Annotated in this window: 10 protein-coding genes; 3 read left to right on the forward strand and 7 right to left on the reverse strand. The window is 63.7% G+C overall.

Annotated features, from left to right (window positions below; genetic code table 11):
• Window positions 1-25: 25 nt before the first annotated feature.
• From FAA86_RS01390 to FAA86_RS01400, 3 genes are read right to left on the reverse strand one after another with little or no spacing between them, the layout of a single operon-like run.
• On the reverse strand, window positions 26-835 hold the full coding sequence (locus tag FAA86_RS01390; RefSeq protein WP_136538023.1) for an ABC transporter permease: 810 nt from the start codon (window positions 833-835) through the stop codon (window positions 26-28).
• Window positions 828-1751 carry an ABC transporter permease gene (locus tag FAA86_RS01395; RefSeq protein WP_136538024.1) on the reverse strand — a complete coding sequence of 308 codons (924 nt, stop codon included), beginning with the start codon at window positions 1749-1751 and terminating at the stop codon, window positions 828-830. Before FAA86_RS01395 ends, FAA86_RS01390 begins: the two co-directional genes overlap by 8 nt.
• Window positions 1752-1753: 2 nt before the next feature.
• Window positions 1754-2854 (reverse strand): ABC transporter ATP-binding protein, encoded by a 1101-nt coding sequence (locus tag FAA86_RS01400; RefSeq protein WP_136538025.1) that lies wholly within the window; start codon window positions 2852-2854, stop codon window positions 1754-1756.
• 432 nt (window positions 2855-3286) lie between these two features.
• Between FAA86_RS01400 and FAA86_RS01405 the strand changes: the two genes are divergently transcribed.
• Window positions 3287-4726: an amidase gene (locus FAA86_RS01405; RefSeq protein WP_136538026.1), complete on the forward strand. Its 1440-nt coding sequence runs from the start codon at window positions 3287-3289 to the stop codon at window positions 4724-4726.
• A 119-nt stretch (window positions 4727-4845) separates the two neighbouring features.
• On the forward strand, window positions 4846-5898 hold the full coding sequence (locus tag FAA86_RS01410; protein ID WP_136538027.1) for a dipeptidase: 1053 nt from the start codon (window positions 4846-4848) through the stop codon (window positions 5896-5898).
• A gap of 18 nt (window positions 5899-5916) precedes the next feature.
• On the opposite strand, the gene FAA86_RS01415 is transcribed toward FAA86_RS01410, so the two are convergent.
• The 4 genes from FAA86_RS01415 to FAA86_RS01430 form a co-directional block, all read right to left on the reverse strand.
• A complete protein-coding gene (locus FAA86_RS01415; RefSeq protein WP_136538028.1) occupies window positions 5917-7110 on the reverse strand; it encodes an alpha-D-ribose 1-methylphosphonate 5-triphosphate diphosphatase in 1194 nt (397 codons plus the stop codon).
• Window positions 7111-7192: 82 nt separating this feature from the next.
• Window positions 7193-8368: an acetate/propionate family kinase gene (locus tag FAA86_RS01420; RefSeq protein WP_136538029.1), complete on the reverse strand. Its 1176-nt coding sequence runs from the start codon at window positions 8366-8368 to the stop codon at window positions 7193-7195.
• On the reverse strand, window positions 8365-9729 hold the full coding sequence (locus tag FAA86_RS01425) for a bifunctional enoyl-CoA hydratase/phosphate acetyltransferase (RefSeq protein ID WP_167494852.1): 1365 nt from the start codon (window positions 9727-9729) through the stop codon (window positions 8365-8367). Before FAA86_RS01425 ends, FAA86_RS01420 begins: the two co-directional genes overlap by 4 nt.
• Window positions 9730-10097: 368 nt before the next feature.
• The gene (locus tag FAA86_RS01430; protein ID WP_136538031.1) at window positions 10098-11096 is read right to left on the reverse strand and encodes a P1 family peptidase; all 999 of its coding nucleotides are present in this window, start codon (window positions 11094-11096) and stop codon (window positions 10098-10100) included.
• A gap of 221 nt (window positions 11097-11317) precedes the next feature.
• Between FAA86_RS01430 and FAA86_RS01435 the strand changes: the two genes are divergently transcribed.
• The gene (locus tag FAA86_RS01435) at window positions 11318-12019 is read left to right on the forward strand and encodes a phosphatase PAP2 family protein (RefSeq protein ID WP_136538032.1); all 702 of its coding nucleotides are present in this window, start codon (window positions 11318-11320) and stop codon (window positions 12017-12019) included.
• The last annotated feature ends 7 nt before the right edge of the window (window positions 12020-12026 follow it).

Here is a 12026-nt window from a genome sequence, read left to right on the forward strand (position 1 = left end):
TTCCGTTCCTCTCTGTTGGTTGCTTTTATGCTTGCGGCTTGCGCCGGTTGATGAAGAAGAAGATCACGATCAGCACCGTCGAGGCGGCGAGGAAGATCGTGGCGATGGCGTTGATTTCGGGCGTCGTCTCGCGCCGGATCTGCCCGAGCATGTAGGTGGGCAACGTGTCCTGTCCGCCGGATTTGACGAATTCGGTGATGACGACGTCATCGAGCGAGATGACGAAGGCGAGCATGAAGCCGGCGATGATGGCGGGCCGGAGCAGCGGCAGTGTGACGAAGCGGAAGGCCTGCCAGGGTGTCGCATAGAGATCGGCTGCCGCCCGCTCCAGCGTCAGGTCCATGCTTTCCAGTCGCGCGCGGATGGGAAGATAGGCGAAGGGAATGCAAAACGCCGTGTGCGCCAGGATCAGGTAGCCGAGGCCGGAATAACCGGTCCAGACCTTGATGCGCGAGAAGACGATCAGAAGCGCCACCGCGGTGACGATTTCCGGGATCATCAGCGGCTGGTTGATGATTGCGTATTTCGCGGTCAGGCCGCGATAGGGTTCGGTGCGCGTCGTGGCCAGTGCTGCCATGGTGGCGGCGATCGTGGCCAGTCCTGCCGCCCAGAGGGCGATGATGACCGAACGCAGTGCGGCTTCCTGTGCTGCCCCATTGTCCATCGCGGAGGCGAACCAGCGCAAGGAGAAGCCGCCCCAGCTCGCAAGGGAGTCGCTGGCATTGAAGGAATAGGCGACCAGGGTCGCGATCGGCAGGTAGAGCGCGAAGAAGGTGAAGAGGGCAATCGTGCCGAAGCCCGGTTGCGAGCGGATGTCGAAGCGACGTTCAGCCATGACGCACCCCCGATTTCGCGGCGTTGCGGACGTAGAAGAGCAGGGCGATCATGACGAGCGCCATCAGGGTGATCGACATGGCAGCACCCAGCGGCCAGTTGCGGCCGGCCCCGAACTGCAGTTCGATCAGGTTGCCCAGCATCAGGTTCTTGCCGCCGCCCAGCACGCGCGGGATGACATATGCGCCGAGCGAGGGGATGAAGACGAGGATCGAGCCGGCGATCAAGCCCGGCTTCACCAGCGGAATGACGATGCGCCAGAGCACCTGCAGCCGGTTGGCGTAGAGGTCGTAGCCGGCTTCGACCAGTCGAAAATCCAGCTTCTCGATCGAGGCATAGAGCGGCAGCACCATCAGCGGCAGATAGACATAGGTCATGCCGAGCAGGGTGGCGGTGTCGGTGTAGATGATCTGCAGCGGTCTATCGATGACGCCGAGCCAGATCAGCACATTGTTCAGGATGCCCTCGTTGCGTATGACCTGCTGCATGGCGAAGGTGCGGATTAGCAGATTGGTCCAGAAGGGGATGGTGATCAGGAAGACCCAGATTTCGCGAGAGCGGGCCGGCCGGGTCGCGATGAAATAGGCGGTTGGGAAACCCAGGATCAGGGTGAGGATCGTCGTGTAGAGCGAGAGCGTGATCGAGCGCCAGAAGATCGCGAGATGCGCGTCGGCGATGCCCAGCGTGTCGTCGAAAATGTCCCGCTGCAGGAAGACCGATGTCCAGCCTTCGAGCGAGAAGGTGCCGAATTTCACGTCGCCGTAGTCGCCCTTTTCCAGGAAGGAATAGAGCACCATCACCAGAAGCGGGCCGAGGGCCGCGACAAAGATGATCGCAAGGGCCGGGAGGCTCAGAAGCCAGCGGTTTTTGACATCGCGCGATCTGGCAGTTTCGGGGGCCGTTTTCGTCGCGCTCATCGTCAGTCCCTCAGGATCTGTGCGACATCGTCGCTGACTAGAATGCCGACGCTCTGGCCCTGCGTCACCCCGCAACTGCCGCTGCGGCTGTTCTGCTGACGGACGCTGAAGAGCGAGCCGCCTTCGAGCCGCACGTTGATGTTGGTGTCGGTGCCGAGATAGACGACGCTTTCGACAGTCCCCTTCAAGGTCGCCGCCTTGGTTGGTTCGACGATCGAGGCGTGTTCGGGACGGATCACGATGGTAACCTTGCCAGATGGCGTGGTGTTTTCCGGGAAGGTCGCGGGGATCTCCTGGCCGGAGCGAAGCCGGACGCTTGCGCGATCGCCCTGAACGGAGGCGACCTCCACCTCCAGGAAATTGGTCTCGCCAATGAAGTCGGCGACGAAACGTTCGGCCGGGCGATCATAGATATCCCAGGGCGAACCGACCTGGCGAAGGCTGCCCATCGACATGACCGCAATGCGGTCCGACATGGTGAGCGCCTCCTCCTGGTCGTGGGTGACGAAGATGAAGGTGATGCCGGTCTCGGCCTGGACCCGCTTCAGCTCGATCTGCATCTCCTTGCGCAGCTTGTAGTCGAGCGCCGACAAGGGCTCGTCGAGCAGCAGGACTTTCGGCTTGGGGGCGAGTGCGCGGGCGAGCGCCACGCGCTGTTGTTGGCCGCCGGAGATCTGGCTTACCTGACGGTCGCGCATCTTGGTCATGTGCACGAGTTCCAGCATCTCGGCCACGCGCGCCTCGATCTCGGCCTTCGGCTTGCCCAGCATTTTCAAACCAAAGCCAATGTTGTCGGCGACCGTCATGTGCGGGAAAAGCGCGTAGGACTGGAAGACGGTGTTGACGGGTCGCTTGAAGGGCGGAAGGGGCGCGATGTCCTCGCCATGCAGAAGGATCTCGCCCACTGTCGGAAAATCGAAGCCGGCAATGAGGCGCAGAAGCGTGGTCTTTCCGCAGCCGGAAGGCCCCAGCAGCGTGAAGAACTCGTTTTCCTTGATCTTGAGGAAGATCCCGTCGAGCGCGGTGACCTTGTCCTGTCCTGTTCCGTAGATGCGGCTGACGCCGCGGATTTCGATGGCTGCCTTGTCTGATGCGGAAGTCAAGCCGTGCCCCCTGGCGTTCGGTTATGCGCGAAGTGCTTCGGTCGACCCCTGATGCGGCGAAACTTGCCGATCGCGGGGTGGCGCAAGTGGTGTCACGCAAGTGACGTGCCAGCTTCTGGGCATGCTGATCTCTCCCCTTGCGGCGTGATCCAGACGGATACCTTTGACGGGCAAAAGGCTGGATTTCGCCTGATTTCGTCGATGTTCCCGTGTTTCGGAGAAGCAGTTCGACGACGCCTGCTTCATCCTCTTTTGTGGCATGTTGCCTCTAATTTGGTCGTTTGACCATTTTTATTTTGGGCAGGTCCAAACTTTTCCGGCAACGCATGGCTGGCCTGCGCGAGGCGCTCGGCCGGACGCTTGACACCACTGTGCCGGCCAGCCCATCGTCAGCGCCTTTCTGCTTTCAGCACAGTTGCTACGGAGCCTCGCGTGTCCGACCTGACGTCCCTGTCCCTCGCCGACCTGCAACAGTCTCTTCACACGAAAAGCCTCTCGGCCGAAGAGGTGATGGCAGGCTATCTCGACAGGATCGAGCGGTTCAACCCGCAGGTCAATGCCTTGGTGAGCCTTCGGCCTCGCGATGTCTTGCTGGCGGAGGCGCGCGCGAAAGATGCCGAACGCGCGCAAGGTGGTGCACTCGGCGCGCTGCATGGTGTGCCGATCGCGATCAAGGATCTGAGCGAGGCCAAGGGCATTCTCTGCACCTATGGCTCGCCGCTTTTCCATGACTACGTGCCCGATTTCGACGACATCCAGGTCGAGCGGATCCGCGCGGCCGGCGCGATCATCATCGGCAAGACGAACACGCCGGAATGGGGTTTCGGTTCGCACAGCTACAACCCGGTCTTCGGCGTGACCCGCAATCCCTGGGACTTGAGCCGTTCTGCCGGCGGCTCGAGCGGTGGTGCCGGGGCCGCGCTCACTGCGCGGCTGGTGCCGGTCGCCGATGGCAGCGACATGATGGGATCGCTGCGGAACCCGGCAGCCTTCAACAATGTCGTCGGCTTTCGCCCGAGCTTCGGGCGTATCCCGACGCTTCCGGGGCGCGATGGCTATCTGAACCAGCTCGCGACGCTCGGGCCGATGGGGCGTTCCGTCGGGGATGTGGTCACGCTTCTCAACGTGCAGTCCGGTTTCGATCTGCGCGATCCCTCATCCTTCGAGAGCGGACCTGTCGTCCTCGATCGGGACATTGCGGCCAGAGGCGGTCGTATCGGCTGGCTCGGAAATTTCGGCGGTCACCTGTCTTTCGAGCCGGGCGTCCTCGACCTCAACGAAAAGGCACTCGCCGTCTTCCAGAAACTCGGCTTCGCCGACGAGCCTCTACGCATCGACTTCGACATGAACCGGCTCTGGTGGGCGTGGACGACGCTTCGCAGCTATTTTACCGCGGGCAGCATGCGGGACTTCTACGAGGATCCTGGCCGGCGCGGTTCGCTCAAGCCGGAAATCCTCTACGAGGTCCGTTCCGGGCTGCGCATTCAGGCAGCTGACGTCTACGAGGCCTCCGCCGTCCGCACTGCGTGGTACCAGGCGTTGGCCAAGGCCTTCGAGACCTACGACTATCTCATCGCCCCTGCCGCGCAGGTCTTTCCCTTCGATGCCGAGATCCCCTGGCCGCGCGAGATCGCGGGCAAGCACATGGATACCTATCACCGCTGGATGGAAGTCGTGATCGGCCCCAGCATGGCCGGTCTGCCGGTCGCCTCACTTCCGGCAGGGTTCTCACCGCAAGGATTGCCGAACGGGTTTCAGCTGATCGGCAAGCCGCGGGCTGACCAGGCTGTCCTGTCGGTTGCGGCAGCCTATGAGGCGGCGACGGACTGGCTGGCGCGCGTGCCGCCACTGGCTGCGGATGCCGCGGGATAAATTGCGCTTCGGCTTGAAGCGCGACATGATTTGGTCCAACGATTCCGGAACAGTTGGTTTGTTCCGCCTATTTCCCGATCCGGGCTCATCGCCCCGACAGCACTTCTGGATCTCTTTTCATGAACCTAGTTTTCGACGGCCACAACGATGTTCTGCTGCGTCTCTGGCGCAGCCGCAACGAGGGCCGCAATCCCGTCGCCGAATTCCGAAATGGCACGAGCGCCGGCCATATCGATGCGCCCCGCGCCAAACGCGGCGGGCTCGCCGGCGGTCTCTGCGCGATCTACATCCCATCGCCGCATGATTTCACCCTGCGGGAGCCGGATGCGAATGGGCATTATGCAACACCACTCGATCCGCCGCTCGAGCGGCAGCCGTCCCTCGACATCGCGCTGCAGATGGCAGCGATCGCCCATCGTCTGGATCAGGACGGAACATGGCGGCTGTGCCGCACGACCGGCGAGATCCGCCAGGCCATGGCCGACGGCGTCTTCGCGGCCGTGATGCACATGGAAGGCTGCGAGGCGATCGATGCGGATCTGGAGGCGCTGGAGGTCTTCTATGCCGCAGGCCTGCGCTCGCTCGGGCCGGTCTGGAGCCGCAACAACATCTTCGGCCACGGCGTGCCCTTCGCCTACCCAAGCTCGCCCGATACAGGGCCCGGCCTGACCAAGGCCGGCGAGGATCTGATCCGGGCCTGCAACCGGCTCGGCATTCTGATCGATCTCGCCCATATCACCGAGACGGGTTTCTGGGATGTCGAGCGCCTCAGCGACCAGCCGCTGATTGCCAGCCATTCCAACGTTCATGCGCTCACCCCGGTCGCCCGCAATCTGACCGACCGGCAGATGGATGCGATCAGGGCGAGCCAGGGTCTCGTCGGCCTGAACTATGCCGTCACCATGCTGCGACCCGACGGGCGCGACGATGCCGAGACATCGCTTGCGACCATGGTCAGCCATATCGACTATCTCGTCGACCGCATGGGGATCGACTGCGTCGCGCTCGGGTCCGATTTCGATGGTGCGACCATCCCGAATGTCATCGGCGATGCTGCCGGCAACCAGCGGCTTGTCACGGCACTGAAGGAGCGCGGCTACGGGCCATCCGACCTCGACAAGATCTGCCGGGAAAACTGGCTTCGGGTGCTGGCTTCCGCCTGGCACGAATGAGCGAGGCTATCGCCTCGGTCAGGCGACGCGGTGGCCGGAGCGCCACGCGGACTTGACGAAGGGATGGCCGTCCTGCAGGTCGACGCGGATCAGATCGGCCTTCAAGCCGGTCTTGATGGCGCCGCGATCGGGCAGATTGCCTGCGAGCGCCGGGCTGCGGGTGACCATGGCAACAGCGCTCGGCAGGTCGTAGTCGAGGCCCGGATCGGCTGCGATCATGAAGGCGGCATCGAGCATCGACCGCGGCACGTAGTCCGAGGCGAGAATGTCGACGAGGCGAGCCCGCAGCAGATCCCGCACGGCGATGTTGCCGGATTGCGAGCCACCGCGCACGAGGTTCGGTGCACCGGCAACAATGTGCATGCCGGCGGCGCGGGCAGCTTCTGCCGCTTCCATCGAGCAGGGGAATTCCGAGATCGAGACGCCTTCTGCCACCCCTTCCTCGATATGGGCGATATCGGTGTCGTCATGGCTCATCAGCGGCATGGAGCGCGCGCGGGCAAGGGCCACGATATCCGGCCGGGTCGTGGCGGCGATATGGCTCTTTTCGGCCACCAGGACCTTGATCTTTTCGCGCACCCGTTCCGGGCTCTCTCCCGTCGACTTGCAGGCTCTTGCGACATAGGCCTCGATGTCGCGGCTCTGGCGGATGCCGGGGAGGTGTTCCATGACGGAGATGACGCGGACGATTTCTCGGTCGATATTGTCGGCCGTCAGTTGCGGGGTCGCGGGGTCGGTCAGTTCGCAGCGCAGATGGACAAGATGCTCGGCCCGCAGCATGCCCGTGCTTTGCGCCTGCTCCAGCGCTTCGATCATCGGTTTCAGGATCTCGGCACGCTCGGGATTGTCGGTGGTTGCACCGACGCAGAGGCTGTCGAAGACGGTGGTCACACCACCGCCGATGATCTGGGCATCGTGGGCGAGGGCGGCACGCATGAAATCCCAGCGCACATGGGCGCGGGGATAGAGGTGCTTTTCGAAATGGTCGGTATGAATGTCGACGAGGCCCGGCAGGAGATAGTCGCCACCGAAGTCGATCGCATGGGCGTGGCGTGAGGGGCCTTCGTGGATCTCGACCAGTTCGCCGTTTTCGACCACGACCGAGCCATGCAGCACATGGTCCGGTGTCACAACGCGGGCGTTGGAGAGGATGAGGAGTTCGCCGCGCGAGGATCCTTGCGTTTCGCCTGTCGCCTCTACCTGTCGCAGCATTGTTCTTCTCCATACGCTCGCAGTCGACGCGTCTGTAGGCGCCTTTCATGACGCTTTGGTGTCAGCCTCTCCCTTTCGTGCTTCAGTCGATCAGGCTCAGGCAGTCATCGGCGATCACCTGTTCCTCGTCGGTGGCGATCACGCGGATCTTCACCCGACTTTCCTCGCGGGAGATGACGGCTTCGTTGCGGTCATTCGCTTCGCCGTCGAGGAGGAGGCCGAGGAAACGCAGGCGCTCGACCACCGAGCGGCGGATCGTCGGCTGATTTTCGCCGATGCCGGCGGTGAAGACCAGGGTGTCGAGGCCGCCAAGCGAAGCCACGAGCCGTGCCACTTCGCCGGCGATCCGGAAGGTGAAGACATCGAGCGCTTCACAGGCTTCTTTCGACGGCGTCTCGAGAAGCGCCCGGCTATCGGCGCTGATGCCGGAGAGGCCCAGCAGCCCGGACTGCTTGTAGATCATGTCCTCGACCTGTTTCACGCCCAAACCATGGGCGTCGATCAGGTGGAAGAGCACACCGGGATCGATTGCGCCCGAGCGGGTCGCCATCGGCACGCCGTCGATCGTGGAGAAGCCCATCGAGGTGTCGCGGCTCAAGCCGTGTTCGAGGGCGCAGAGGCTCGCGCCGGAGCCGAGATGGGCGACAACGGCGCGACCGCCGGCGGTGTCAGGTTCGAGCGTTTTCAGGACCCCGGCGATATAGATGTAAGACAGGCCGTGAAAGCCGTAGCGTTTGACGCCCTTGTCGAACCAGTCCCGCGGAATGGCGAAGCGCCTGACCGTGTCCGACTGCGTGCGGTGGAAGGCCGTGTCGAAGGAGGCCGTCTGCGGCAGACCGGGCTTGAGGTCTGCGATCGCCCTGATGAGGCGCAGGTTTTGCGGCTGGTGCAGCGGGGCGAGTGTCACCAGGCTTTCGATGCCGGCGAGGGTATCTTCGTCGATCCTGACGGCATCGGCAAAGAGATCGCCGCCATGCACCACGCGATGGCCGACGGCACATACAGCGTCGAGATCATAATGCTCCGACAACCAGTCAAAAACCTCTTCCAGCACGTCATGCAGCAGGTCGTCGGTCTTTGTCTCCAGCGGCACGTCGAAGACCTGAGGACCCTCAACCAGATGGAAGGTCAGCGGCTCGGCGCGGAAGTCGATGACACCCTTGCCGATGCGTTTCGCGCCCTCTTGCTCGCGGGCGAAGATGCCGATCTTCACGGTCGAAGAGCCGGCATTGAAGGTCAGCAGCAATTTCTGGCTCATGCCTTGCCACCAAGGGCTGCCGCACGCTTGGCAGCGACCAGCTTTGCCAGAGCTGCGGAGGCAATGCGGACACGCAAGCTGTCCGCACGGCTGGTCAGGATGATCGGCACGCGGGCGCCGAGCACCAGCCCGGCGGCATCGGCATTGGCGAAATAGAGGAGCTGTTTGGCGAGCATGTTGCCGGCTTCGAGATCCGGCACCAGCAGGATGTCGGCATCGCCGGCGACAGGGGAGACGATGCCTTTCGTGCGGGCTGCCTCTCTGCTGATTGCATTGTCGAAGGCAAGCGGCCCGTCGACCTTTGCGCCCCGGATCTGGCCACGCGCAGCCATGACGGTCAAGGCTGCGGCCTCCAGTGTCGCCGGCATCTTGTCGTTGACCGTCTCGACGGCGGCAAGCACCGCGACCTTGGGTTCGGCGACGCCGAGCATATGCATGAGATCGACGGCGTTCTGGCAGATGTCGCGCTTGTGCTCAAGTGTCGGGGCAATGTTGATTGCGGCATCCGTGACGATCAGGAGCTTGGAATAGGCAGGCACGTCCATGACATAGACATGGCTGACGCGGCGCTCGGTCTTGAGGCCGGAGCCGCTGCCGACGACGGCGCCGAGCAGTTCATCGGAATGCAGGCTGCCCTTCATGACCGAGCCGACCTTGCCCGCAACGGCAAGCTCGACGGCAAGGGCTGCTGCCGCATGGCTGTGTTCGGTCGGCATGATCTCGAAACCGTCGAGCGAGATGCCGGCCCTTTCGGCGGCTGCGCGGATCTTTGCCTCCGGGCCGATCAGGATCGGCTCCAGAAGACCTTCGTCGCGGATCTCGACCGCGCCCTCGATCGCTTCCGGAGAGCAGGGGTGGACAAGCGCCGTCTTCACCATCGGCAGGCTGCGGGCCTCGGCGACGATGGCGTCGAAGCGGTCGTGGCGCTGCAGCGAGACATCGGGGGGCAGGTTTTCCGACCAGCTGATGCGTTCGATCGGCGCGCGGACCCGTGCCTTGCCGACGAGCACCGGCTCGCCATGCTGGTTGACGCAGCGTGTGTCGAAGACCAGCGTGCGGCCGTCGCTTTCCTTGGTCAGAAGGGTTACCGTCGCGGTGATCCGGTCGCCGGTCGCGATTTCCTTCCAGAACTCCAGATCCTGACCGAGATAGACGGTGCCGGGGCCGGGCAGTCGGGTGTCGAGCACGGCCGAGATCATGCCGGCCGGGATCAGCGACTGGCCGAGCGGCACGGGATTGCTGTCACCCGACAGCGCTGCAAAGAGCTCAATGTCATCGGGGCCGATGGTTCGTGTCAGCTGTGCCGCATCGCCAAGCTTGAGCTCGTCGAACATGCGGTTGGTGAGGACTGGTCTTTCCATATCGTCTTCATCTTCCATTCTCGAACCGTCCTCCCCCGATCCGTTCATCCTGCGGTTCGTCTGCGTCATCCGCATGACCAACTCTGGCGGGCAATCTCCAGGCATGAGGGTGGGTTGTCCTTGACTTGGGTCAAGGGGAACTTGGGCGAAAGTCGGGGTCAAGGGTTGCCTCTCCCCTTGTGGGAGAACGCAAAGAGGCAGGTAACTTGATGCCCTCATGCTGAGGTGCCCGCGCGCAGCGCGGGCCTCGAAGCATCCCGCGCTTTGCTTCACACGTACCGAAATCATAGTGGCGCGCTTCATGCGTCGGTGGCCTCGCCCTTCGAGGCCCGACCTTGTCGGGCACCTCAGGGTGAGGGGAGAACACGTCACCCCCACCTATCCCGCCAGGCCGGTTGTGCGTCAGGGCAAGGCAGCGCCACGGCCTCATAAACCCCGCGCGCAATGGCGCGGGCCGTCACCAGAGTGGCCAGATGGCAGAGCTCCATGAGGTCGGCCGCGCCATTGCTCTCCCGCTTGCCCGTCGAGGCGGAAAACATCGTGTCCCCGTCAAGCGGCAGATGCGCCGGGAGGACGGCGCGGGCGAGGCCGTCATGGGCGGAGATCGACAGCCGGTGCAGTTCAGCCTTTGACAAGGCGCAATCGGTGACCACGGCACCGATCGTCGTTGCCGTCAGCCTGAGGCCCTTGATGTTCAGGGCTCGGTCTTCCGCGCTGACACGCACGGGCTGACCGAGCCCGCCAAACTCCTCATCCTCCTCGAAGGGCGCTGCCCAGAAATGCGGGCCGTCGCCGATCACGGCCGAGCCCATGGCATTGACGGCAACGAGGGCTGCGATGGTGTGGCCGGATGACGAGACCGCACTGGCCGAACCGAGGCCGCCCTTGAAATTGGCCGTCGTCGCACCGGTTCCCGCACCGACCGTGCCGAGCTGGAAGGCGCCCTTTGCTGCATTTTCGTAGGCCTGATAACCGAGATCCCGATAGGGGGCATGCAGGCCCCAGTCCTTGTTGCCGCCATTCAGCAGATCCATCAGGATGGCCTGTGGCACGATCGGCACCCGCACAGCGCCGACGGCAAAGCCGCGACCTGCGGCCCTCAGGCCCGACTGCACGCCGCCCGCCGCATCGAGCCCGAAGGCCGAACCGCCCGAGAGCACCAAGGCATCGATCTGTTGTACGGTCATCGCGGGATCGAGCAGCGTCACGTCGCGTCCCCCCGGCGCGCCGCCAAGCACCGTTCCGGACGCGGTTGCCGGTTCGTCGAAGACGATCACCGTGACGCCCGAGCCGAGGTCGAGATCTGTCGCATGGCCAACCGAGAGGCCGTCGATATCGGTTAGGAGGTTGAGGGGGCCGTGGGGCATGGGGTATCTCCGAGTGGGTGGGCGGAGAGTGGCGGGCGCATGCAGCAAGATCAAGTCGCTTTCCGCGTGTAGGCGCTCACTCGCAGTGTCGGCCGCACTATCAGGAACACTCTCGTGAAGGAACAACGGCGACCCGCCCACATTTGCCTCACGCGGCGCGGTTGACGCGCCTGTCTTCGGACGCGATGTAGACCCAACAGTCACCAAGCAGGAACCCGCCCATGCAGCATCTCAAGCGCCATCTCACCCGCATCATCTCGGTGGCCGAAGCCCGTGTCTGGTTGACGGCCCTGGTGGCGGCGCTGGTCACGTATTTCTTGTTCGAGCTGACCGGCGAGGTGCTGGAGGGCGAGACGCGCGCCTTCGACGAGAGCGTGCTTTTGATGCTGCGCGACACATCCGATGTCGGCATGCCGGTCGGGCCCGGCTGGCTGACGAAGATGATGGTGGATATCACAGCACTTGGCGGGGTGACGGTGCTGACGCTCATCGTCACCATCGTCGTCGTCTATCTGGCGCTGCGTCGGAAGTTCAGGACTGCCGCTTTCGTGACCGTCTCGATCCTCGGCGGCTGGGCCTTGAGCAGCGCCATGAAGCTCGGCATTGCGCGGCCGCGTCCGGAAGTCGTCCAGCATCTGGTCGAGGTGAACGACATGAGCTTTCCAAGCGGGCACGCCATGCTGTCGGCCATCACCTATCTGACGCTCGGTGCCATGCTGTCACGCATCGAGGAGCAGCCCTCGTTGCGCTACTTCTTCCCGCTCGTTGCCCTCTTCCTCACCTTCATCATCGGCCTCAGCCGCATCTATCTCGGCGTCCATTATCCGACCGACGTGCTCGGGGGCTGGGCCGCGGGCACGGTCTGGGCCTGCGCAGCCTGGTTTGCGGCAAGATGGTTCCTGGGACGACCGAGCGGGCGCTGATGCGCCC

This window comes from Rhizobium rosettiformans W3, from assembly GCF_004912135.1.
GTDB lineage: Bacteria > Pseudomonadota > Alphaproteobacteria > Rhizobiales > Rhizobiaceae > Allorhizobium > Allorhizobium rosettiformans.